Below are 24,582 nucleotides of genomic sequence, written 5' to 3'. Positions count from 1 at the left end.
GAACGCACAACACCCTGTAAAGCTTAAAGTAGTTACTCAATATATTTACCTTGTAATCTGCGCCAACTCATATCAATCGACTATCAATATTGAATCTAATCCCACTTCGATTCGCTCCCCCCTTAAATTCACTGAACTATGCTTGGGCTACCAAATTCCGACCTAACTGACAGTGGGACAAAAATGGCGAACAATCACAAAGAGACATCAAAAGCGATACTGGAATTGTGGGGGGACAACTTCCCCGACAAAGCGACAGATTATTTATCACCGGATTATAAAAATCACCAAATGCCCTATGCTGGCGGTTCCACGTCGGTTTTATCGATAAAAGACTGCCTGGATTTAGTCGCAGAATTTCACCAGGGATTCTCCAACACAAAATTAGAAATTCTGGTACAAGTTGCCGAGGGTGATTATGTTTGTACCCGCTGGAGGATTACCGCCACCCATACGGGTAAATTCCTACAGTATGACGCAACAGGAAAAACCAGCAGTTGGACTGGCGTACATACCGATAGATATAAAGATGGAAAAATGGTGGAAAGCTGGGTGGACTGGGATAAATACACTTTCCTGGAGCAATTAGGTTTAGTTGAATAGCCGATCACGAACCAGTCAAAGGTAGCCTGCACAACGCTACCTTTGACAAATAACAATATATCAATCTTTCTGTATCTATTTACGATAACATCTCTATGGCAAAAGTTTTATTGACTGGCTTTGAGCCCTTTGGTAACACACCGATAAATCCCGCGGAATCAGTTATGCGTATGCTGGACGGAACACGAATAGCCAATGGTGATATTCATGGTCTTTTGATACCCAACAACTTCTTTGAAAGCATTGAAGTTGTCACGGATGCTATTGAAGAAATAGAACCGCAATTAGTGGTGATGTTAGGAGAGTACAGTGGCCGTGCAATCATTACGGCTGAGAGAATTGCACAAAATTATAATGATTCCACCAGATATAATTTGAAAGATAACCGGGGAGTTGAAATGCAGGGTGAGCCGACTGTACAAAATGGTCCTGTCGCTTATCACAGCACACTCCCTATCCGCGCAATGGTTATGGCAATGCGCAATATTGGTATTCCTGCCGACATTTCTGATACTGCGGGTACTTTTTGTTGCAACCATATGATGTATGGCGCGCTTCACTATATCGCGACTAATCAACTAAATATCCCCGCCGGCTGGATACACCTTCCTCAGCTACCCCAGATTGCCGCACTACCCGAAAATATCGGCAATCCCAGCATGTCAAAAGAAACTGCCGCCCTTGGGATACAGGCTGCCATTGAAGCCGCACTAGCTAACCCGCGGGACACTGACGATCCGATCCCTTCTCACTTACAAATCTAATCAAATTGAACTGTTTAGTAAGGTCATATTCTCCCTACTAGTAATTTTTATGCAATCAACATACAAAGAAGGAAATATCAACGAGATAATTCAAAGCACCAAGTAGATCAATAAATGCTCTTACCGCAAAAAAAGGCCATATCGACACTATAAAATAACCCCTTCGAGTACTACTAATTTATAGCAACATCATCACTATATTTATCTCCTCCGGACAGACCCGACATCACAGCTACTGTGCCAGTCCAAAGAGTATTTCTACAGAAGAGACAATCAATGTCATTAAAGTGATGTCCCTTTTTCGCCAAGGTATCCAAAACCCACTTCAGGTTTACAGCTGCCATAAACTGTCTATTTCTTATGGTCAGAATACTGGGCGGCTGAAAGGACTGAATGCTATTTGCCTTGGCAACCATTCCGATATTATTAGCATTCTGAATTCTGCGTCTTCGACTATCACTATCATTGTGAGACATAATCGCATTAATCGAAGTGTAAGTTTCATTGTTAGTATTGTGTCTATTAGTAGCGCTACTGGTATACTTCGTCAGGATGTAGTTAAAACAAGTATCATTTAAACCTAAATCTTCAACAGAATTGGCCCCCCGATCATAAAACCTCCCAAGTCCAGGATCATTCACACTGAATTTATCACGCGAGTAAAAATGCAGGTTAACATTGTGCTCTATTTTGAAACTGGATGTGGTTCTGCGATACCCGTGAGCAGTTACAATTAACCGGTTTGTTGTCATTCCACGAGGAGTCCACAACCAAGCACGACCATCAAGATCTACACACTGATAGTTCCCTGCCACCGCCACTTCAGAATCATCAAAGGTATGCCAAAGTGCTGTTGCCTTATTACCAAAATAGTCCTTTAAAGCACTTTTGACATTACTGAAAAACTCCTTTGCAGGCATAAACCCTCCCCAGCTCTCAAAGCCTAAGTTAACAAATAGAATTATCTCGAGAAAAATCGTATTCCACTCAACAACCGAAGTAAATGTTTAAAATATGCGATTTTTTAATCAAAAATAGCTTTCAATAGCTACAGGAAATATGATCCGGAGCCTATCAGGCAAACCATTAGATACTCACTCTTCAGGAGCAGGAAGCAAAGAGTCGACAGTTAATATAAGTAATTTCGCGGGATCTGTTTTGGAGGGATTAATCGTACAATGCCCCTGCTGGTCAATAGCTATACCATTAACAGGCGTATCTCCCCCAAAATGAACATCTCCAGGCCTATATGTCACCTCAACACCGTCCCGAGTTGTCGTACGCCAACAGCCAGATAATGTAATAACCCATTGAGGGTTCGGAGTAGAGTGAAAATCGCTTTTCCACCCAGGAGGCAAAATTGCAAACTCACTTCGAATAACTTTAGGCAAATCACGATAGTGATATTCGGGCACAGGATTGGAGTATTGAATCAATTCAAAATCTGAAAAATGTCCTACAGTGGTTCTTGACCTTCCTCTTTTATCATACCAAAGATGATAAAAATCTTGGCGAACGATTTCTTTTTGCACTACGAGTATCTCACCTCATCAGCAAAAGCTAAAAATTGCCTCATCGATAAATCACTAATTATCCATAGGTTACACCTAGTTTCAGACAATCCAGATCACCTACTTAGAAACTGTAACACCGAAGAATTTGTCTTCCTCAAATATTGATCTACAGACCACTTTCTGCCACCAGTTAACACAAAAGATAAGCAAATAAAAGCCCAAAAAAGAGGGTATTCCCACCCACCATAAACGGTTTGTATATTTCCACTAATATCTATACCACTGACATGACTTGCCCATGAAAAACCTGCGAGATAATGCCGCCCTTCAAATAATGCAATCATCAAATAAAGAGCAGTCCCAACAGCGGCAAACCGCGTAAACAAACCGAAAGTAAATCCAACAAATGCAGAGAACGCACAAATACCAGAGATAATCACCATAGAGGATGAGTATCCAATCCCCTCAAAATAATGAACAACAAAATTGTAAGCGTCTGCGCCCAACAGACCAAACTTCTCAGCAAAATGATGGGTAAAATTGAGCCCGATATAAATTCGAATCAAGGCCAACTGTAAATCAGCTGCAGTCCCATAGCTTTCGTGCGTGCTCTGCTTCATATAACACTTCCTTAACACACAACTCAACCACAGCCATACCTTCCCTTTTAAGAGATATCATCAAAGGGTTTACAGTCATCTATAATAATAGGCCAAGCCCACCCCGTTGAACCGCAAAAATTGCCTAATTCGCAACACCATATATATTATTGCAGTAAACCAGGTTTACCTAAATGACAAAAGAGGCACTTCAAAGAATGCCCCAAACCTATTCTTCGGAGGAGGCCAGCAATTCATTGATGCATTTACACCGTAAATCCAATCTCACCGGCCTTTCTCTGAGTAAAGCCGCCCTATAAAAGCTGTAGGAAAAAGCTACTGCTCAAACACAGTGGATTTTATAGTAATTAGAGCCGTACCCATAAATATCAAAGCAACTCCACTCACAGCGTATACGTCAAACTTTTGCTGCCAAATAACCACAGAAGCTGCACAAACAAGAGCAATACCAACGCCTGACCAGATGGCATAAGTCATTCCCACATTCATATTTTTTAGTACAAACGCAAGAAATAGACTCGCCAGAGAATAAAAAAAGATAGAGGCCATTCCCAGCCACCACTTTTCCCAACCGTTGGAAGCCTTAAGTAGTAGGGTAGCTGTAACTTCGGTAATGATCGCAAAAAATAAAAACAAATAGGTCAAGTTCTACTCCATTAGAATTTATTGTAGTCAAATCACTTGATCAGCTAGATACTATCAAATTTATGACGAATAGCGCTATTGGAAAATAGCGGCGATTCTGCTATTTACTATGCGGCTGTACGAAATACAATGCTGGACTTTACAGTCAACAGTCAACAGTCAGCCCTCTGGCTACCAAAGATAACTCATGTCTTCCCATTGACAAATCAGCAATAAAAGAAGAACTAGATTTCAGCCCCGACAACTACCTAGCCTATCGATACCAATAGATCTAATTGTAGTATTACAGCTGTTTTTTATACTCCTCCAGAAACAATCGTGACTAATTTTACACTCATACTGGCCCCATACCAGCGATTACTGACTTGTTGAAAAATACTCAATGTGTGCAAATATTTATTAAACAGAGGAGTGCGGACCAAATAACATCTACCTCACGTAGCAGGCAAGTTGCATAGAGCAACAACTAAACGATATTTGGGATATAGGATTGAAATATCGTGAAACCGATACTTGGTATAATTTTTGTGGTTACACCCTATATCGCCAATGACTTACCCCTTTTTAGACCTGTGTTACTACAGGCATACAATCACGATAATTACAAATTTCTCGATTTAGCGTTTAGAGCGCAAAACACTTTTCTACCAAGCTATCGACAGAGCAGTATTCTTAGCACCTACCAGCTGAGAATCGTATCTTCTATTTTTATTAGAAAGGCGGTAGATAAAATACGCCCCCCCTACTTCACAAGGGTATTGAAGAAACTAAGTAGTATGGTCTCAAAATGCACTGGAATTGGTTGCTCAGAAGTTGGCTGTTCAAAATATCGCAGAAAGTCCTACAGAGATTTGAGGCATTACGAACATAAAATCCTTCCACAGATTTCATTACACATAATGATTGCTTCACAGTCAATCCATGTTCAAGCCCCTTACAGGCAATCTCGGATATCGAGGCAGACCATCAGCAACAAATGAATGCACAACAAAGCGGCAATACTTATGCGCAATATTATAGTCCGTTCCGTAACGGAAAACTCTGACGGGGTCTGGTCTGATTGGCGTTGGCAGATGCGCAATCGCATCAGTACATTGGATGGCCTGAAGCGATGGATCAATGTTTCTACTTCTGAATCCGACGCTATCGAACAGCTCAAGGGAATTTATCGGTGGAGTGTTACCCCCTACTACGCCTCTTTAATGGACCCTGACGACCCTAATTGCCCAATCAGATTGCAGGCAGTTCCCTCACTAGAGGAAACCATCGTACCCGACAGTGCAGACGTTGACCCTGTAGGTGATCAGTACTTTCGTAAAACCAACCGCGTTGTACATAAGTACCCGGATCGCGTCATCTTTCTGGTAACGTCTGTTTGCCCTGTTTATTGTCGTCATTGCACAAGGAAATTTCATACCACAACGGTGGGCCCGGAAAGTTATTTCGAACAAGGCGAAGCAACCAGCTGGGATGAGGATATTGCTTACATAGAATCACATCCACAGATTCGCGATGTATTACTCACCGGCGGCGACCCACTGATGTATTCCAACGACCGCTTGGCCAAACTATTGGAGAAACTGAGGGCAATAGATCATGTGGAAATTATTCGTATTGGCTCACGCTTTCCCGTACTGGCCCCCCAACGTATCACCGACGAATTGTGCGAAATGCTCGCATCATTTCATCCAGTGTGGCTGAACACACACTTTAATCACCCCAAAGAAGTCACAGAAGAAGCCGCCGCTGCATGCGACCGCTTGTTGAGGGCAGGCATTCCGGTAGGAAATCAAACAGTGCTTTTAAAAGGCGTGAACAATTCACCGGATGTTATGCGCCAATTGATGCTCGCTCTGGTAAAAATACGAGTCAGGCCCTACTACCTCTATCACTGCGATAATGTGGTCGGTGTCTCTCACTTTATGACAAGCTTGAAAGAAGGACAGGCGATTTATGAGTCATTGCAGGGGCACATCACGGGTTTTGCGGTCCCTCAATATGTACTTACTACTGAGCTGGGCAAAAACCCGGTCATGCCCTACGAATATGTAAAACAAGGCGATATCGAAGGCGAATGGCACATTCGAAATTTCAGAGGGCAAACGGGTATTTATCTGGAGTAACAAAGTGCTAACTACCAGAGAAGCTCATCATAAGTGACAAATTTATTGCGCTGATGCCTTTTGGATGTTTCTGAGATATCCAAAATACCAAGCGCTTGTCAACGATAGTATGCACCGCAATATATCGTAGAGTTTTGCAGGATCCAGGGTAACTATAAATGACTGCTAATAGCTGATTCCACAATGCGGTTGATCATGGCCCCATACTGAATACCCGCCAATTCACACATCACGGGCAGTTCAGAAACTTCAGGCCGCAAACCGGGTAGGACATTGACCTCCATAACCATGGGGGCCCCCTGTGCATCAAAGCGAATATCAACTCGACCACCATCACGACACTCAAGTACTTCCCAAGTCTTCTGGGCAATTGCTCGGACCTTTAGCGCCTGACCATCGTCAACCAGCCGGCCGGGGAAAGCTCCATCATACTTGTAATACACAGGTTCATCGCCCAATAACTTTTCCATCACGCCAATGCACTCGGCAGTTGCACCCGTCCCCAAAAAGCCCACAGTAAACTCTCGGCCGGGTAGGAATGTTTCAACCAGTACTGGCTGAATAAACCGATTCAAAAGGTATTCACAGCGGTTTTTCAAAGCTGCCTTGTCCATAACTTTGGACTCAGGCGATACCCCCTTACTGGTTCCCTCCCTGAGCGGCTTTGTCATCAAGGGATATTCAAGCTCTATTCGATTGACATCTGTAATGCTTCGAACAACTGCAAACTCTGCCGTTGGTATACCCATATCCCTCAATATGCGTTTGGTCATCTCCTTATTAAGAGTCACTGTGTTAGCAAATGGATCAGAAAATGTGTACGGTATCTTCCAGGCATCCAACAAAGCGGGAACCTGTGCTTCACGCCCAGTTCCGTACATCCCCTCAGCAACATTGAACACCAGATCCCAGGTGTTACCCTCAACCAGTTGCTGCGCCAACCTGTGAATATTGCCGACCCGTTCGATATGGTGGCCTGCGCAGGTAAGCGCATCGTGAATCGCATCTATCGTCTCCAGGTGATCAAGTTCAGCGACGTCCTCTTCACTAAACCCCATCCCGAGATAATCATCACGAAGGTCGTAGACTATACCGATACGCATCAATCATGCTCCGCTGCCACTACACAACCTATCGAATGCCGGACTGGAATATTAGCTACGCAACTGGTTTTCACTTTAACGCCCCCCCAGCCTCTACCCGGAAAACTGCACGTAAAAAAGAAGTTAATAACCTTCATTAGTCCTGAGTTTTGGATAGGGTTGAAGTCGAAAGTACTTGCGAAGTGACCATTATTAAAGACAACTAACCAAATGCCGTATTACCCGTAGAGCTAATTAGCACAAAAGCTATCACGCAAGGTTCTTCACCTCGATTGACCCAATTATGAACTGTTCCCCGCTGGACAAGTGCATCTCCCGCAGACAGCTTAACAACAACCTCATCTCCCATTTCCATATCGATATTCCCAGACATCACCACCGCATAATCAATGCTGTCAGTTTGGTGAGATCGTGGCGTAACTCCCGGCCCAAATTCTACGACCTTAAAAACCGAGCCTCCCGGAATCGTAGTTCCATCAAATTTTCTCCCGCCGTTGTCTCTACCATCTTCACAAAGCTCTACGGGCAAGTCCTGGGTAGTCCATAACTGCTGCTGAACCATATGAGGCCGCCAACTACTGGTATGCAAACCCTGATCATCTATGAGCACTACTGGCTTTCCCTCTGGGTCGTGCCCTGTAACAACTCGCCGGACATTCACACTCATCGCACTCTCCTTTCTCCTGGGAAGCAACCATCTAGTTACGGGAGAATATAGTTCAGCCAGCAGCTAGCCAGCTTACTAGACAGTGCTGGTATCACCGATGTTGCGAAATCACTATAATCGCGCCCATGTCTGAGTTACCTATTCAAAGTATCCTCCCCGAACTGCTCCAGGCCTTGAGAGGGCATAGTAATGTCGTGCTCCAGGCGCCCCCTGGAGCGGGTAAAACAACCGCCGTACCACTGGCATTAATAGATGAGCCTTGGTTGAGCGGAAAGAATATTATTATGCTGGAGCCGCGACGTTTGGCCGCTAGAACGGCAGCGGCGCGCATGGCTAACCAGCTGGGAGAGAAAGTTGGTGATACCGTTGGATTTCAGGTCCGGGGCGAGCGGAAGTCAAGCAAGAAGACTCGCATCCTGGTTGTAACCGAGGGAATTCTCACGCGCCTCTTACAGGCTGACCCTGAATTGGCATCCAGCGCTCTGGTCATATTCGATGAATTTCATGAACGCAGTCTGCAAGCCGACCTCTCCCTCGCCTTATGTCTTCAGTCCCAGGAGTATCTTCGCGAGGATCTCAAGATTCTGGTGATGTCTGCCACCCTGGATACCAGCGGCATCTCCTCACTACTAAATAACGCACCCATCATATCCAGTGAAGGACGCAGCTATCCCGTCAATATTGAGTACTTGAACCAACGAGAAGAGCCCGAGGACAAACGACAAATCCCGGCTTTGATGGCAAGTAAAGTTGTCGCATCCTTAGGTAAACAAGAAGGTAGTGTTCTCGCATTCCTTCCTGGTGTCGCCGAAATCAAACAGGTTGAGAGCTTATTGGAGGAGCGACTATCTGAGGAAACCGAAAAGGGCCGCATTATTATTGCACCGCTTTTTGGGGATCTGAGCCGTGAGCAGCAGGGTCAGGCGATAGCACCAGCGGCACCAGGCACGAGAAAAATCGTACTGGCTACAAATGTGGCCGAGACGAGCCTGACTATTGAGGGCATCCGAATAGTTATCGATTCAGGATTAATGCGCGAATCGCGATTTAATCCCAACTGTGGCATGAATCGTTTGGTGACAAGCTCGATTTCCCAGGCCTCAGCTACCCAGCGCACAGGGCGCGCCGGGCGTCTCAGCGCCGGCTACTGTCTGCGACTCTGGAGTGAGGGCCGGCAGCGGTCATTGAGCGCCAAAAATACAGCGGAAATCACCCGCAGTGATCTGGCTCCCCTGGCACTTGAATTAGCCAAATGGGGGGTTACCGATGTCAGCGAGCTCAACTGGCTCGACACACCACCCCCAGGACCTATGGCCCAGGCCCAACAGCTCTTGCAGCAACTGGGGGCACTGGATGACAAACTGCGTATTACCCCTCACGGGAATACCATGCTGGCTTTTGGCGCCCACCCTCGCCTCGCACATATGTTAGTTGCCAGTGTCAGCTGGGGATTGCAGGAACAGGCCTGCCTGCTAGCAGCGCTACTATCTGAACGGGATATTTTTCGTGGCGAAGCCCGATGGGATAGGGACATTAGCAAACGGATTCAGGCTCTGCAGTCCCAAGGCAACGATCGGCGGGTAGATCGCGGTACTGCTCACAGAGTACGCCAGCAGTCTAAAACCTGGCTCTCTCAATTAAAGAAATTTGAGTCAAGTTCAAGTCCTGCACCACAGAGTATCGATCACTCCGATGAAACTGGTGCCCTGCTTGGACTCGCCTACCCAGACCGTATTGCGAAATCGCGCAGTGATACCGGCCGCCGGTTTCTACTCTCCAGTGGCCGAGGCGCACATTTCTCCCATGATGACGCCCTAGCTTTAAGCGAATACCTGGTCATTGCCGAACTGGATGGCCAGGGCCGAGATGCAAGTATCCAGCTGGCAGCAGAGATTTCCCTGCCCGCTTTAAAGTCGCATTTCGCCGCCCAGATCAAAGAAGAGATTTCAGTTCGCTGGGACGAGACTACCGGCCGCGCTGTCGCCCTACAGCAAACGCAATTGGGGGCGCTGGTTTTACACCAGCGGCCTGCAGCAGATATTCCACCGGAGACCCTCAGTCGCGCATTATTAGAAGCCGTACGAAAGAAAGGTCTCTCCTCCCTCCCCTGGAACACAGAAGCTAACCAGTTACGTTTTCGAGTGGAATTTTTGCGCCAAAGTGAAGTGTCCGGGGATTTTCTCGGCGACACTCGAGTACCAAACTGGAGTGATGAGGCTCTATTGGAGACCATGGAGGATTGGCTGTTACCTCATTTGCAGGGGTTCAGCAAACTTGAGCAGCTAGGGCAGCTTGACTTGCAAAGCATCTTGCGCGGACAGCTTGAGTGGGACCTGCAACAAAAACTCGATGACTTGGCCCCCAGTCACTACCTGGTTCCCAGTGGCTCCCGGATAAGAATCGACTACGGAGAAACCCCACCTGTTTTGGCTGTGCGCCTGCAGGAGCTATTTGGATTGGCACAAACTCCAACAATTCTAAAAAACCGCTATCCATTGATGATTCATTTGCTCTCTCCGGCACGGCGCCCCGTTCAAATTACCCGTGACCTGGTGAATTTCTGGGCCAATACTTACCAAGAGGTAAAGAAGGAGCTGCGTATCAAATACCAGAAACACTATTGGCCCGATGATCCCCTGACGGCTGAGGCTACTACTAAAACGAAGAAGAGAATGGATATGGGACGGTAGTTCTTTTTTTAGATTCACTGCCTCTGAGGCAGCAAAATTACTTTCTGGGCGGCGGTTAAGTTAACATTCAGCAACAACCGGATAGCATAAGCTGCCGCAAGGGATAGGAACTCGCGCCAATAGAGATAGTCTGAATTATTTTGGCCCGCAGCGACGCCCCAAAACCAGAACAAACTCTAACTCATAGCAATGGAGATGTATTTTGCGCCGAATACTCTTAGCAGCTCTCAGCCCATTACTGATATTTGGCTGTAGCCTCGATGATCTTCCCGATGATTTGAATCAGTCAACTATCAAGTACGATAAGGAAATGCGTTACCTGGTAGAGGATATCAGCGCCTACGCCAAGGGCATCAACCGTCACTTTCTCATCGTACCCCAGAATGGGGTTGAGTTGATTACTACGACAACCACTACCACTGGTCCAGTCGATGAAGCCTACCTGGATGCCACAGACGGCATTGCACAGGAGGCCCTCTTCTTTGGCGCAAATGGTGTTGTCAACGAGCCCACCAGCGAGTCAGAAACCAAGCGCCTCCAAACTTACCTGGACTTGGCGAAAGATGAAGGGGATACAATCCTAATCACGGACTTCACCAATATTGAGCGGGATATTCAAGAGTCATATGAGAATAACGAAGAAGCTGGGTATATTTCTTTTGCCGCAGATAGCGAACTCCTGAACGATGTACCGCTATATCCCGATGAGCCCTTCAATGTTAACTCTCTGGACATTGATGACCTTGAGGAAGCCAAAAACTTTATCAATATCACCAATACCAGCAACTACTCTACGCCTCAAGATTTCATCGATAAACTGAGTGAAACCGATTACGACATATTGATAATCGACTTTTTCTTTGACGGTGAACCTTACACAGAAGAACAAATTGAGCAGCTCAGGGTAAAAGAAAATGGTGGGCGCCGCTTAGTGCTGGCCTATGTCAATGTCGGCGAAGCACAAGACGATCGTTATTACTGGAAATCCTATTGGTACAACACTCCTCCCGAATGGCTATTGGGAGAAGTACCCGGTGAGTCAGGCAATTACTATGTGAAGTACTGGCAGGAGGGCTGGCAGAAAATTATCTTCGGCAACGATGATTCTTATATTTATATGATCGTTGATGCAGGATTCGATGGGGCCTATATGGATGGGATCGATGCATTTGAATACTTCGATTCCGACGATGAGTAATCATTAGGCCCCAACGCTTTCACTCAGCAGGCATCAGGCCTGCTGAGTTTCCTTATATTGAGTCACATACTGGGAAAGTCGCCCGGACATTTCCTCTGCCAGTTTTTGCAGGGCATTGAGCGGGCGTATCATCACCTCAAACTCAATAATCTTACCTTCATCATTAAAGCGGATAATATCCAATCCCTTCAGGCTCTTATCACCGATGGAGGCTGCGAATTCAAGAGCCAGATCGTGTCCCGATTCGGTAGTAAATTCACGGTCGTATTCAAAACTCTCAAAAACCTGCATCACCGTATTGAGAATCAGGCACACAGCAGCGGAGCTGTGGTAGGGCTTAAAAAATGCCGGTGAACGAAAAACAGCATCTTCTGCAACGATCGCTGGTAAGCGACTCAGATCTCGCGCAGCGACCATCTCGTGCCATAGGGCAATAGATTCCGCTATTTTATTATTGGAATTGTTCATTGGAGACTTCCTCTTCACTCACTTGTTTTTGTAAAAATTCTCTCCCATCAGCACACCCCAACTCGTAAGTTTTTTGGGCTAGCTCAGGATTTGTGTAATCCCAAACACTGATGAATGGCGGTTTCGAGGGCTGGACATAAGTCCAATCCTGATCGCCTTTGCGCTGTGTAAATATGTCCGGGAACTGATCGTAACGACGGGTCAACAACACCAGCACCCTTCCCTTTCCATTATCCAGCCCTGCCACAGGGATGTTATCTACCACCCCACCATCGAGTGCTGTTCGCCCCCGCAACTTAAGTCTTGGGGTGAATGGCGGCGTACAGGAGGAGCACAAAATCAGGTCCACCAACTCCTCAATACTGGAACAATCCCGGGCTCGATAAAATTGCTGCTTAAAACCTAAGCGCTGGGCGATCTTGGGGTGAAGGCTGCGTAAAAAATGCTTATCGGCATAGTAGGCCATGGCCCCCACTCCAAAAGCCAAACCCCCAGATAGGCCTTTTGGTGGGTGAACAACCGCAATTCGCAACTCTGCGCCCTGCTGAAGGGTCTCCAGTCCATCGCGAAACAGCTCTAACATCGCATTGCGGTAGATTCCATATTGGGGGAACACAGGTTCTTTACCAAAAAGGTTTCCCCAATAAGCATTTTTTTCATTAGTCTCGAACGCAGTCCAGAAATGCTCTCGAGCCTCCTCCGTCTTACCCATCAGCACCAGGCTCGACATTAGGCCCCCTGCCGAAACCGCAGTAACCACCTTCGGAGAAAGACTAATTTCGTTGGCTATGGACTCCCAAAAGCCAATCTGCCAGGTACACCGCCCACCACCACCGGCAAAAACAACTTGGTCAAACATGATCGCGCTTCCCTGCAGCAGCCTTCCGACTGGAACTTCCTGAGTCCATTCTGTGTTTTACATCCTCTCAAGTGCAGTTTCAGGCCGCTCTTTGCGTTACCGCCAACACTTTTGACCAATTAGTTTCAGCCTTCATGATGACATATTGATGACGACAACAATATGCAACTAATTGCATAAGCTAATCGAATCACAAGCATTGTGCAACTGATCGTCTTGATCCTGAACTCACTGAATACTCAAATTTCCACCAGGCGTTCCTTACCGGACACAAGCGCATCAAGAAAGGCATAACCGTCTGCAACCCCAATTTTCAAGGTGTGCCTCATCGCACTGGGGTCAGCAAAATTCCACATCCCGATGGGCAACGGACTGGAAGGCTGAACATAAGTCCACACCTGATCCCCCCTTTGCACACTGAAACTGTTCGGTAGGTGTGGAAAGCTCCCTGTATCCAAAATCAGAACCCGCCCTTTGCTAGCATCCAAGCCGGCGACCGGAGCATTACCTACCAGAGCTCCATCCAGCACCTCTGCACCATCAAGCGACAACCTTGGGGATATGGGGGGGGCACAGCAGGAACTCAAAATAAGCTGCTCAAGATCTGTCCCATCTTTGCATTTACTCACGGGGTGAAACATTTGGCGGAACCCAAGATGTAACGCTGTATTTGGATGCAAGTCGTGAAAGATGTGTTTGTTAGAGTAGAAAATTGCCAGCCCCAGTGTTAGAGCGAGAGGCACAGGCAACCATTCCGGGGGGTAAGTCACTGCAATTCTGAGGTCTGCAGATTGACGCAGAGGCTCAAGACTATCGTGAAAAAATTCATGTACCCCTTTGCGATAGATCTCAAAGTGCGGAAAAATTGGTTCTTTGCGGAATGAATTATTCCAGTAGAAATTCCTTTCATTTTTTTTGCAAACAGAGTGAAAGTAATTAACACCCTCACGGCAGCGATCCGTAAGCATGAGTGCCGCTACCATGCTGCCTCCGGATGCAGCACAAACAACTTTTGGCCGGATCGGTAATTCGCGACTTAAGGATAACAAAAAACCAAGCTGCCAAGTGCAACGGCTTCCTCCGCCACCAAAAACCATTTGATCAAACATGACGACACCCTCTAAAAAAGGCTATCGAAATAAATACGGGTATTTTTGATTTTAATTTTAGGCAGGAGTTTTTGTCTCTATCGCCACCAAGCGTTAAAGCGAGATCACAGTTAATGGCTCTCTCCCAACTATTACGCATCACAATCAGCGAACCTGCCAACCACCTTGATACAAATAGATATAAAAAAGGCTTCACTTTTCAAACCAACTAGGCATTGAGACTAAAGGTGTCTTTATCTCAACACTCAGTGCAAACCTATGAGTAACTTTAAGATCGTAACCTTCCAATCAGTAATTCAAGATATCCCCAGTCACATCAGGGAGGACTCTCAATTAACCGCCCTTCGCCACTCAGTGCCGCTAAAAATGCACGGCCATCTGCAATCCCCATACGGAAAGTATCTTTCACCTCTTCCGGACTGGCAAAATCCCAAACATTAAGTGGAACATGTCCAGAGGGCTGAACATATGTCCATTCCTGGTTAAATTTTTGTACCGTAAAACGGTCCGGCAGCTGCGGGAAACGTCGGGTTAGCAAAATAAGCACCCGTCCTTCACCAGTATCCAGCCCACCAATAGGCACACTATCTACAACCCCTCCATCCAATACCTCTGCACCGCCCTGCTTCAGACGCGGTGTCAGAGGTGGCGTGCAGGATGAAGTAATAACCAGCTTCTCTAACTGGGACGGATCTGAACAGTGACGAACTTTATAAAAAGATTGGCGGAAGCCCAATTTAAGTGCAGTAGTGGGGTGAAGGTTCGGGAAAATATAAGTATCAGAGTAATCAATCGCAGCTCCAATCATTAATGCGATTGGACCAGGCAGCCATTTCGGCGAAGTACTGACTCCTATACGTAGGTCTGCGGCTTCCCTAAGTTGATCAAAGCCTCCAGAAAATAAGTCGCTTAATGCTCGCCGATAAATTGTATAGTGCGGGAATACTGGGTCCTTGCGAAACATATTGCCCCAATGGATATTTTTCCCATTGGACTTAAATGCCGAAACGAAGTAATCCACCCCGTCGAGTGACCTGTCCATCAGAACCAGGCTGGCAACCAGGGAGCCAGCGGATACTGCACTGACCACCCGAGGTGCCAGATCAATTTCCTTTGCAACCGACTCCCAAAAGCCGATCTGCCAGGTACAGCGCACGCCGCCACCGGCAAACACCACTTGGTCAAACATAGATTGTTCTTCCCTGGAGTTGGCGCACAAGCAATCACTAGCATGACCAATCACTGGATCGCTGCACCGGCACTTTACATTGCCCCAGCGCCTCAAAAGCACCGAGGAATATTTCAAATATATACAGTGTGGGAGTAGTTCGTAGGGAGGCTTACGCGGGATCTAACCTGAGAGGTTCACTGCAATAAAAAAGGCGAACACAAGGTTCGCCTTTTTCTTTTGAGCCACTTGGCCGACTCAGAATGGTCTCAGGAACTCAGTAGTAAGCCTGGGACTTGTCGGTGTGGTCAGTAATATCTTTCACGCCTGCTAATTCGGGGATTTTCTCTTTGAGAGTCTTTTCCACGCCTTCCTTTAAGGTCATATCAACCATGCCACAACCCTGACAGCCGCCACCAAACTTCAACACAGCAAACATATCCTCGGTCACTTCTACCAGGCTTACCTGGCCACCGTGAGCTGCCAGGCCCGGATTAACCTCGTTGTACAAAACATAGTTAATACGATCCTGGATAGGGCTGTCGTCAGTAATTTTCGGCATACGGGAGTTGGGCGCGCGAATCGTCAACTGCCCGCCCATCTTGTCCGAAGAGTAATCGACCCGAGCATCATCCAGATAGGGAACGCTGCGCCCTTCGAAGTAAGCTTTGAGACCGTTCATTTCCAACATCACATCACCTTCTTCCTCCTCTCCCGGGCGGCAGTAGGCGATACAGGTCTCGGCGTTAGGCGTGCCGGGACTGGAAACAAACATGCGAATGGCAATTCCCTCACAGTCCTGTTTGGCCAACAGCTCTTTCAGGTATTCCTGAGCGGGTTCAGTAATAGTGACATTCAAATCAGACATATAGGCTCTCAAATAACCAAGCTTCTTTGTCGGGTATTCTACTCTCAGAAAGACTCAAGGGAAACCGGTCAGTTGGAACCCTTTCGACCGACCGGCCTCACCACTCTCCTAGGTGGGGATAAATCCCATAAGAGTCTGGGCGGTTTCCTCTGAAGAGGCCGGATTTTGACCAGTTACCAGTTTGCCGTCTACCACTACATAGGGTGCCCAATCACCACTTTTGGAGTAGTTTCCACCATTTCCCTTGAGCATATCCTCAACCAGGAAAGGCACGACATCCACCAGTTCAACCGCAGCCTCTTCCGAGTTGGCAAACCCGGTCACACCTTTTCCCGACACCAGGTAAGCGCCATCCTGACGGCGTGTATGACGGAAAATGCCCGGAGCATGGCACACAGCACCGATCGGCTTGTCTGCGGCAAAAAAGTTCTCAATCAGTGCAATTGAGACCGGGTCTTCCGCAAGATCCCACAAGGGACCATGGCCACCGGGATAAAAGACTGCATCAAAATCAGACTCATTCATATCAGCCAATTTGTGGGTATTGGCCAGAACCTGCTGAGCATCGGCGTCAGCCTGAAAGCGATGAGTCGCCTCCGTCTGAAAATCTGGCTCATCACTCTTAGGATCGAGAGGCGGCTGCCCGCCTTTTGGAGAGGCCAGGGTCACTTCAGCACCGGCGTCCTTGAAGGTGTAGTAAGGTGCGGCAAACTCCTCCAGCCAAAACCCCGTTTTCTTACCGGTATTCCCCAGTTCATCGTGGGAAGTCAGAACCATCAGTATTTTCATATTTCTGTCCTTATAAACTTTGTCAGCTTTGCTTCAATCATCATTTCCTATGCGCACAACTAACTTGCCGAAGTTCTTTCCTTCCAGAAGCCCGATAAATGCATTGGGTGTTTCTTCCAACCCTTCGACCATATCCTCAAGATATTTAATACTGCCTTCCGCAACCCACTGGCTTAATGTACGTACCGCTTCATGAAAACGTTCGTAGTAATCGAAAATAATAAAGCCTTGGATTTTCAAGCGTTTGGTCAGTACATCCCGCATTAACAAACTGGTGCGATCCGGGCCTTGCGGCAATGAGGTTGCGTTGTACTGAGAGATAAGCCCACATACAGGAATCCGCGCAAAATCATTTAATAGCGGTTGCACCGCATCAAAGACCTTGCCACCAACGCTTTCAAAATAGATATCGATACCCTCAGGGCAAGCCGCAGCCAATTGCTCGGTAAAATCTTCAGCGCGGTGATCCAGGCACAGGTCGAAGCCTAACTCCTCTACCGCATAGCGGCACTTTTCCTCACCTCCAGCAACACCGATTACCCGGCACCCTTGCAACTTGCCGATTTGTCCTACCGTTGCACCCACAGGACCGGTAGCAGCTGCAACCACCAGAGTCTCCCCTTCTTTTGGCTCCCCAATTTCCAGCAAGCCAAAGTAGGCGGTGATTCCCGGCATACCCAGCACTCCCAGGGAGAAGGAGGGATAATCCGGATTTTTACCCAAGTTAATCAACCCGGTACCATCAGAAATGGCGTAATCCTGCCAGCCGCTATAGCCGAGTATCCAATCCCCCTCCTCGAAGCCATCCAATCGGGACTCAACCACACGGCTCACCGTCCCTCCAACCATGGTCTCTCCCAGAGAAACAGGCTCTGCATAGGACTTCGCATCACTCATTCGCCCCCTCATATAGGGATCGAGCGATAGGAATACTGTGCGCAACAGCACCTCGCCGACCTCCGGCTTGACCACAGGGGCATGCTCCAGGCGGAAGTTATCTGTCGTCGGGGCACCTTCGGGGCGGGATGCCAATACCAGGCGGCGGTTTATATCGCTCGATTGCATTCTCTATTCTCCATAACTTCGTAAAATGGAAGTCAAAGTCGCCAAATTAGACCGGTCGTCTAGAAAGGCGCCATAAAAATACCCGCAACGGTTTTCCCTCGCGGGCTCAGTTAAAAACTCAGTGTTTTCCCAGTATTTCCTGGGTCGCCAGCATCGCCTCTGCCATTGGCGTATCGCTGCGGTTCAGCTTGGCCAACAGGCTGGCTCCCAGCCACAGCTGGTACAGGGAAGCTGCGGTGGCACGGGCATTGAGGGTGCTAGGCAGAGAACCGTCTTCCCCTGCCAACTCGATACAATTCTGGAGCTTCTGAATAATATGCTCAGTCCCATCTCTGAGGATAATCCGCATCGATTCAGACAGGTCTGCCACCTCAGCGCTAAGCTTAACCACCAGGCAGCGGTGTGCATCGTAACGCTCCCCACTACTCTTCTGCCAAGCATCAAAATAGGCCAATAAATTATCGGCGGCAGATTGATCCCGGGAGGAAAAGCCAACGTCCATCTGTTCCAGGTAGCTGCGAAAATAATCTTCCAGCAGAGCCTCGCCAAATTGCTCCTTGGACTTAAAGTAGTGATAAAAGGATCCCTTTGGCACACCGGCGGTTTTGAGAATTTCACTCAAACCCACACCGGAGAAACCTTTTACGGCCATCACGGTATAACCGGTATCCAACAAATGTTGGCGAGTATCTTCATAGCTGCTTTTCATGCCTAGCACTCTACGCAAAACTAGACCGGTCGTCTAGGGATTTATAGTGATTAGGCGCTGTGAAGTATCTATAAATTGCTCAACTTTAATCAAAACTGCTCTGTTATTGTGGTGGATCAACCAAAAAGGCGTAAGTCGCAGCCAGTGAGTGGGCGTGACTGTGCTAAGATTGGCGCCATTCCCACCATCGGCAAAAGATCGACAACATAAGGATTGGTAAATGTCCCAGCAGTCCCGCGACCAACGTCTCGAGCAAATTAATGCCGCGCTTGCGCAGCGCATCCTGATCCTGGATGGCGCTATGGGGACGATGATCCAGAGGGAGAAGCTGGAAGAGGCCGATTACCGGGGTGAGCGCTTCGCCGACTTCCCACGCGATTTGAAAGGCAATAACGACCTGCTCAGCCTGACCCGCCCGGAGCTGATCGAAAAGATTCACAGGGAGTACCTTGAGGCGGGCGCGGACATTATCGAAACCAATACTTTTAACGCGACCCAGCTGTCCCAATCTGATTACGATATGGAACACCTGGTGGTAGAGATCAACCGGGCCTCCGCAGAGATCGCGCGCCGTGCAGCAGATGCACTCTCTACCCCAGAGCGCCCGCGCTGGGTAGCCGGGGTCATCGGCCCCACTTCCCGCACCGCCAGTATTTCACCAGACGTCAATGATCCAGGGGCACGCAATGTCACTTTCGATGAACTGGTAGAAAACTATGTAGAAGCGGGCCGTGCTTTGGTCGAAGGCGGCAGCGACCTGATCTTAATCGAAACCATTTTTGACACCCTCAATGCCAAGGCCGCTATCTATGCCATGCAGCAGCTCTTTGAGGAGCTGGGTTTCGAACTGCCAATTATGATTTCCGGCACCATTACCGATGCCTCTGGCCGCACCCTTTCCGGCCAGACGACCGAAGCTTTTTACAATTCCGTTGCCCACGCAAAGCCAATTTCTGTGGGGCTCAACTGTGCCCTGGGCGCCACCGAATTGCGCCCTTATGTGGAAGCCTTATCGGGCGCCTGTACCTCTAATGTCTCCGCCCACCCCAACGCGGGATTGCCCAATGAGTTTGGCGAATACGACGAAACCCCTGAGCAGACCGCCGCAATCGTAGCGGAATTTGCCCGCAGCGGATTTATTAATATCCTCGGCGGCTGTTGTGGCACCACCCCCGATCATATTCGTGCAATTGCCGACGCAGTGGCCGATATACCCCCACGACAGCAGCCGGAAATAAAACCTGCTCTGCGCCTGTCCGGACTGGAGCCATTTGTCGCCGATGAAAACGCCTTATTCGTCAATGTGGGCGAGCGTTGCAACGTCACTGGCTCCGCCCGATTTAAGCGCCTGATCCTTGAAGAGGACTACGACACCGCCCTGCAAGTGGCTGCCGCCCAGGTAGAGGATGGGGCGCAGGTAATCGACTTCAATATGGATGAGGCGATGCTGGATGCACTCGCCGCTATGCGCCGCTTCCTCAACCTTGCCGCTACCGAACCGGATATCGCCAAGGTGCCATTTATGGTGGACTCCTCCAAGTGGGAGGTGATCGAGGCCGGCCTGCAATGCATCCAGGGCAAGCCCATTGTGAACTCCATCAGCCTCAAGGAAGGCAAAGAGGAGTTTATCGAAAAGGCTCAACTGTGCCTGCGCTACGGTGCAGCTGTGGTGGTGATGGCTTTTGATGAAGATGGCCAGGCGGATACTTTCGAGCGCAAAATTGAGATCTGTAAGCGCAGCTACGATGTGCTAGTCGATGAAGTCGGCTTCGATCCCACCGATATTATTTTCGACCCGAATATTTTTGCTGTCGCCACCGGTATTGAGGAGCACAATAATTACGCAGTGGACTTTATCGAGGCGTGCCGCTGGATTCGCGCAAATCTCCCCGGTGCCCAGATCAGTGGCGGCGTCTCCAACGTTTCCTTCTCTTTCCGGGGCAACAATCCGGTACGTGAAGCCATTCATTCAGTATTCCTGTTTCACGCTATTAAAGCCGGCCTGAATATGGGTATCGTAAACGCCGGGCAGCTGGCGGTTTACGACGAACTCCCAGAGGAGCTGCGGGAAAAAGTTGAGGATGTGATCCTCAACCGCAGCCCGGATGCCACCGAAGCCCTGTTGGACATTGCCCCCAAATACCAAGGGGATGGCGGTGGTGCGGCGCGCAAAGAGGACCTGAGCTGGCGCAAATTGCCCGTGAAGGAACGCTTGGCACACTCCCTTGTGAAAGGCATTAACAACTATATCGAGGAAGATACCGAAGAGGCCCGCGCAAGTTCCTCACGCCCACTGGATGTGATCGAAGGTCCACTGATGGACGGTATGAATATTGTCGGCGACCTGTTTGGCGAAGGGAAAATGTTCTTGCCCCAGGTAGTGAAATCCGCCCGGGTTATGAAACAGGCGGTAGCCTACCTGCAACCCTATATTGAAGCGGAAAAAACCGAAGACAGCCGCTCCAACGGCCGTATCCTGATGGCCACTGTTAAAGGGGATGTGCACGATATCGGCAAAAATATTGTGGGTGTGGTGCTGGCCTGCAACAACTATGAAGTAATCGACCTCGGCGTGATGGTGCCAGCGGAAACCATTTTGCAAACTGCAAAGGAAAAGGAGTGTGACATTATCGGCCTGTCCGGCCTGATCACCCCCTCCCTGGATGAAATGGTTCACGTAGCCGCCGAGATGGAGCGCCAGGGGTTTGATATCCCATTATTGATCGGCGGAGCCACCACCTCCAAAGCCCATACCGCCGTAAAAATTGATCCCCAATTCCACCGCAACCAGGTGGTGTATGTAGCCGATGCATCCCGCGCCGTAGGCGTGGCCAGCAGCCTGATTTCCAATGAGCTGCGCCCAGCCTTTGTGGAAAAAATCCAGGCAGAGTATGACAAGGTGCGCACCCGCACCGCCAACCGCAAGCGCAATGACACCCGCTTAACCTACGAGGAAGCGCGGGATACTGCCCCGGAATTTGATTGGAAAAACTACCAGCCAGCACGACCCAACAAGCTGGGCCTTACCGTGATCGACGATTTCCCTCTGGAGAAACTGCTCGACACTATGGACTGGACGCCTTTCTTTATTTCCTGGGATTTGGCGGGTAAATTCCCGGCAATCCTTGAAGACGAAATTGTGGGAGAAGCCGCAACCGATCTCTACGACAACGCCCAGCGCATGTTGAAAGAGATTATCGATAAAAAGCTATTGCGCGCACGGGCCGTATTCGGCCTATGGCCAGCCAATAGCGTCGGCGACGATATCATCGTCTACAAGGATGAAAGCCGCAGTGAGGAGCTGGCTCGCCTTCACCATATGCGCCAGCAGGTACAGAAACGCGGTGGTGATGGCCTTTGCCGCTCCCTGGCAGATTTCGTCGCGCCGCTTGAGTCCGGCCAAATAGACTATGTGGGCGGCTTCGCGGTTACCACTGGCATCGGCGCAGACGAGTTAGCAGACACCTACGAAGCCAAGCACGACGATTACAACGCCATTATGGTAAAGGCCCTGGCAGACCGTATGGCAGAGTCCTTTGCTGAGACACTGCACCGCTTGGTGCGAAAAGAATATTGGGGCTATGCCGAAGACGAAACCCTCAGCAATGAGGAGCTGATCAAGGAAGCCTACCAGGGCATCCGCCCAGCCCCGGGCTATCCAGCCTGTCCCGATCATTCGGAAAAAGCTACCCTGTTCAAATTGCTACAAGCGGAGCAAAATGCAGGCGTCAGCCTTACCGAGCACTTTGCCATGATGCCCGCAGCTGCGGTGAGCGGTTGGTACTTCGCCCACCCCCAGGCAAAGTACTTCAATGTGGGCAAGATCGGCAGGGATCAGTTGCAAAGCCTGGCTAAACGAAAAGGGGTCAGCGAACCGGAATTGGAGCGCTGGCTACGTCCCAACCTCGAGGAGTGAGCCTGTGGAAGATAATAATAAGAAAGCGAAAAAGCCCAATTTCGGCCAGGTGGTAGTCAGTACCCTGGCCGCCGCGATTGGCGTGCAGAGTGATAAAAACCGCGAAAGGGATTTTCAAAGTGGCAGTATTATGACGTACGTTATTGCCGGCGTTGTTTTTACCGCCGTATTTGTAATCGGATTGGCTCTTATTGTGAAAATAGTACTCGGCAATATGGGCTAAGAGCGCAGAGTGCTTTCCATCAGCTAGCAGCTATACAAATAAGCCGAGCTAAATGTCTATCGCTAATGCCCGGGACTACACAACTCCGGGCCAGCAGCGGGCTAGCGCGTGGCCACCCAAAAAACACAGGTGGCTACGAAAATTGCGACCAGTGCTACAGCAGCAATTGCATCCACTACATTATCGTCTTCAGAAACTACAGCTACTTCATCATTCATCGAATCTCTCCGATCGTTCTTTATTGTTATTTAAAGTAGTTGGGCCGCTGGATGCGGCAACCCAAGTAGAGCAAATCAAGTCATCAGTTGCAAGGCGGGGCCGGCAAACAACCTTACCGACCCAACTGCCACTCTACGCCTGCCCGGAATAGAGAGCGATATGAAACCCTCCGGTAAGAGCCTGGCCAGTCTTAGCAACCTGTGTACGGCTGTTAACATCGACATTCAGATTGCCCCATTTATTTGGGGAAACTGACATAATTCCATTAACACCTTTGCCCTTGTTAACACTCGTCATATTGCAAAACACCACGGCTCCACCACCACTCTTGTTCGTCGCCAGAGAACCTGGACTCGGGCTTGAGCCATCGGAAATCAGAATATGTACATCGACAGTTTTACCACCCAGCGAGTTTTTTAGAATCCTATTGTTATGATCCAAACAAATATCAATGCCAAAAGTTAAGCCCTTGTACGAAAAAGTACTGTCACTTGCCTTGGTCGAGAAAGCGTCATCCGTCTGATACTTATCATTGCCAACTTTATACTTCTTCAGCAGGAAATTGCCACCGGCCAGGATAGGAGCAATGCTCAAGTAAGATGCTGAAGAAAAACATCCACCACCTTTTGTGTAAGCAATAGTCCCTGCAACAATCAGAATGTTCGGGTACTGACGGGAAGCTCTGCGCAGGCCGGAATAAATGTCACTCTTGGAGCCCTTGCTTAAAGAGTCGATGTGATTAGTTTTTGCTTTAGAGGCATACCCTGAAAAGTAATACTCCGGAGCAACCAACATCTTGATATATTTATCGTCGGAGTACTCTTGCATCATGGCTTTAGCGCGAGCCAACGCCCCCTCAAACACATCAAAATTACTGTTACTCACACCAGTAAACTTTGATGAGTCATCAAACTCAATCATCGCCGCAAGGATATCTTTAGCCATCCCGCTTACCTCTTATATTTTTTAGGAGTTCACTTACTGACTTACCCACTGGCCAGCCTCATATGTGACTGGCGATTCGCCCTTTATATCACCGCAAGTAAACTGAGAGGCGGTATCAATTCACAGCTAACCGAATTAGCGTCGATTTGCCAGGGCCCCGAAGTGGAGTCGCTACACTCAACAGGTAAGTTGCGGCTAAAAAACAGACAGGACGGCATAGATAGCCATTACTGCAACGCTCCTCGAATCTGCAACAACAGACAAGCACTATGCTGATAAATCTCTCTTATAACTGTTGGTTACAGATATAGCGGAAA

The 24,582-nt window shown here is 48.5% G+C and carries 22 protein-coding genes; 7 read left to right on the top strand and 15 right to left on the bottom strand.

Features of this window, described 5'->3' with window-relative positions; translation table 11 throughout:
• The first annotated feature begins 183 nt into the window (after window positions 1-183).
• Together ACJJI1_RS17755 and pcp are read left to right on the top strand one after the other, a co-directional pair.
• Window positions 184-603, top strand: coding sequence for an ester cyclase (locus tag ACJJI1_RS17755; protein ID WP_282933128.1), 420 nt, complete (start codon window positions 184-186; stop codon window positions 601-603).
• A 95-nt stretch (window positions 604-698) separates the two neighbouring features.
• Window positions 699-1,367 carry a pyroglutamyl-peptidase I gene (gene pcp / locus ACJJI1_RS17750; RefSeq protein ID WP_444913559.1) on the top strand — a complete coding sequence of 223 codons (669 nt, stop codon included), beginning with the start codon at window positions 699-701 and terminating at the stop codon, window positions 1,365-1,367.
• Window positions 1,368-1,540: 173 nt separating this feature from the next.
• Here pcp and ACJJI1_RS17745 read toward each other — a convergent pair whose 3' ends face one another.
• The 4 genes from ACJJI1_RS17745 to ACJJI1_RS17730 all read right to left on the bottom strand — a co-directional run bounded on the left by ACJJI1_RS17745 (window position 1,541) and on the right by ACJJI1_RS17730 (window position 4,146).
• Entirely contained in the window at window positions 1,541-2,287 is a 747-nt protein-coding gene (locus ACJJI1_RS17745) for a putative adhesin (protein WP_444905511.1), read from the bottom strand.
• Window positions 2,288-2,461: 174 nt separating this feature from the next.
• Complete coding sequence (locus ACJJI1_RS17740; protein WP_444905512.1) at window positions 2,462-2,899, bottom strand: cupin domain-containing protein; 438 nt, start codon at window positions 2,897-2,899, stop codon at window positions 2,462-2,464.
• A 95-nt stretch (window positions 2,900-2,994) separates the two neighbouring features.
• Entirely contained in the window at window positions 2,995-3,501 is a 507-nt protein-coding gene (locus ACJJI1_RS17735) for a DoxX family protein (protein ID WP_444957461.1), read from the bottom strand.
• 315 nt (window positions 3,502-3,816) lie between these two features.
• A complete protein-coding gene (locus ACJJI1_RS17730) occupies window positions 3,817-4,146 on the bottom strand; it encodes a DMT family transporter (RefSeq protein ID WP_413665519.1) in 330 nt (109 codons plus the stop codon).
• Window positions 4,147-5,150: 1,004 nt separating this feature from the next.
• Here ACJJI1_RS17730 and ACJJI1_RS17725 point away from each other — a divergent pair.
• Window positions 5,151-6,269, top strand: a complete 1,119-nt coding sequence (locus ACJJI1_RS17725) for a KamA family radical SAM protein (protein WP_444957460.1) — start codon at window positions 5,151-5,153, stop codon at window positions 6,267-6,269.
• A 152-nt stretch (window positions 6,270-6,421) separates the two neighbouring features.
• Here the strand turns inward: ACJJI1_RS17725 and ACJJI1_RS17720 are convergent, their stop codons facing one another.
• Both ACJJI1_RS17720 and ACJJI1_RS17715 read right to left on the bottom strand, forming a co-directional pair.
• The gene (locus tag ACJJI1_RS17720; RefSeq protein WP_444957459.1) at window positions 6,422-7,372 is read right to left on the bottom strand and encodes a D-alanine--D-alanine ligase family protein; all 951 of its coding nucleotides are present in this window, start codon (window positions 7,370-7,372) and stop codon (window positions 6,422-6,424) included.
• 202 nt (window positions 7,373-7,574) lie between these two features.
• Window positions 7,575-8,039 carry a cupin domain-containing protein gene (locus ACJJI1_RS17715; RefSeq protein ID WP_444957458.1) on the bottom strand — a complete coding sequence of 155 codons (465 nt, stop codon included), beginning with the start codon at window positions 8,037-8,039 and terminating at the stop codon, window positions 7,575-7,577.
• A 125-nt stretch (window positions 8,040-8,164) separates the two neighbouring features.
• Here ACJJI1_RS17715 and hrpB point away from each other — a divergent pair, with 125 nt between their 5' ends.
• Together hrpB and ACJJI1_RS17705 are read left to right on the top strand one after the other, a co-directional pair.
• Window positions 8,165-10,729, top strand: coding sequence for an ATP-dependent helicase HrpB (gene hrpB, locus ACJJI1_RS17710; RefSeq protein ID WP_444957457.1), 2,565 nt, complete (start codon window positions 8,165-8,167; stop codon window positions 10,727-10,729).
• Window positions 10,730-10,931: 202 nt separating this feature from the next.
• Entirely contained in the window at window positions 10,932-11,927 is a 996-nt protein-coding gene (locus ACJJI1_RS17705; protein WP_444957456.1) for an endo alpha-1,4 polygalactosaminidase, read from the top strand.
• A gap of 33 nt (window positions 11,928-11,960) precedes the next feature.
• On the opposite strand, the gene ACJJI1_RS17700 is transcribed toward ACJJI1_RS17705, so the two are convergent.
• The 8 genes from ACJJI1_RS17700 to ACJJI1_RS17665 all read right to left on the bottom strand — a co-directional run bounded on the left by ACJJI1_RS17700 (window position 11,961) and on the right by ACJJI1_RS17665 (window position 18,962).
• Window positions 11,961-12,395 carry a nuclear transport factor 2 family protein gene (locus ACJJI1_RS17700; RefSeq protein ID WP_413665513.1) on the bottom strand — a complete coding sequence of 145 codons (435 nt, stop codon included), beginning with the start codon at window positions 12,393-12,395 and terminating at the stop codon, window positions 11,961-11,963.
• Window positions 12,379-13,254, bottom strand: coding sequence for a patatin-like phospholipase family protein (locus tag ACJJI1_RS17695; RefSeq protein ID WP_444897564.1), 876 nt, complete (start codon window positions 13,252-13,254; stop codon window positions 12,379-12,381). Before ACJJI1_RS17695 ends, ACJJI1_RS17700 begins: the two co-directional genes overlap by 17 nt.
• 239 nt (window positions 13,255-13,493) lie before the next feature.
• The gene (locus tag ACJJI1_RS17690; RefSeq protein ID WP_413665511.1) at window positions 13,494-14,363 is read right to left on the bottom strand and encodes a patatin-like phospholipase family protein; all 870 of its coding nucleotides are present in this window, start codon (window positions 14,361-14,363) and stop codon (window positions 13,494-13,496) included.
• 316 nt (window positions 14,364-14,679) lie between these two features.
• Window positions 14,680-15,552, bottom strand: a complete 873-nt coding sequence (locus ACJJI1_RS17685) for a patatin-like phospholipase family protein (protein WP_444897566.1) — start codon at window positions 15,550-15,552, stop codon at window positions 14,680-14,682.
• A gap of 256 nt (window positions 15,553-15,808) precedes the next feature.
• Window positions 15,809-16,399, bottom strand: a complete 591-nt coding sequence (gene nfuA, locus ACJJI1_RS17680; protein WP_282933143.1) for a Fe-S biogenesis protein NfuA — start codon at window positions 16,397-16,399, stop codon at window positions 15,809-15,811.
• A 108-nt stretch (window positions 16,400-16,507) separates the two neighbouring features.
• On the bottom strand, window positions 16,508-17,188 hold the full coding sequence (locus ACJJI1_RS17675; RefSeq protein WP_282933144.1) for a type 1 glutamine amidotransferase domain-containing protein: 681 nt from the start codon (window positions 17,186-17,188) through the stop codon (window positions 16,508-16,510).
• 33 nt (window positions 17,189-17,221) lie between these two features.
• Window positions 17,222-18,253 carry an NADPH-dependent curcumin/dihydrocurcumin reductase gene (curA, locus tag ACJJI1_RS17670; RefSeq protein ID WP_444957455.1) on the bottom strand — a complete coding sequence of 344 codons (1,032 nt, stop codon included), beginning with the start codon at window positions 18,251-18,253 and terminating at the stop codon, window positions 17,222-17,224.
• Between the two features lie 118 nt (window positions 18,254-18,371).
• Window positions 18,372-18,962 (bottom strand): TetR/AcrR family transcriptional regulator, encoded by a 591-nt coding sequence (locus tag ACJJI1_RS17665; protein WP_444957454.1) that lies wholly within the window; start codon window positions 18,960-18,962, stop codon window positions 18,372-18,374.
• 220 nt (window positions 18,963-19,182) lie between these two features.
• Here ACJJI1_RS17665 and metH point away from each other — a divergent pair, with 220 nt between their 5' ends.
• Together metH and ACJJI1_RS17655 are read left to right on the top strand one after the other, a co-directional pair.
• Window positions 19,183-22,878 carry a methionine synthase gene (gene metH, locus ACJJI1_RS17660; protein ID WP_444957453.1) on the top strand — a complete coding sequence of 1,232 codons (3,696 nt, stop codon included), beginning with the start codon at window positions 19,183-19,185 and terminating at the stop codon, window positions 22,876-22,878.
• Window positions 22,879-22,882: 4 nt separating this feature from the next.
• Window positions 22,883-23,101, top strand: a complete 219-nt coding sequence (locus ACJJI1_RS17655; protein ID WP_413665506.1) for a DUF2970 domain-containing protein — start codon at window positions 22,883-22,885, stop codon at window positions 23,099-23,101.
• 351 nt (window positions 23,102-23,452) lie between these two features.
• Here ACJJI1_RS17655 and ACJJI1_RS17650 read toward each other — a convergent pair whose 3' ends face one another.
• Window positions 23,453-24,265: a carbon-nitrogen hydrolase family protein gene (locus ACJJI1_RS17650; RefSeq protein WP_444912854.1), complete on the bottom strand. Its 813-nt coding sequence runs from the start codon at window positions 24,263-24,265 to the stop codon at window positions 23,453-23,455.
• Window positions 24,266-24,582: the final 317 nt, after the last annotated feature.

Source organism: Microbulbifer maximicatervae (SeqCode), assembly GCF_052467065.1.
This window is presented reverse-complemented; position numbering and strand designations above follow the sequence as displayed.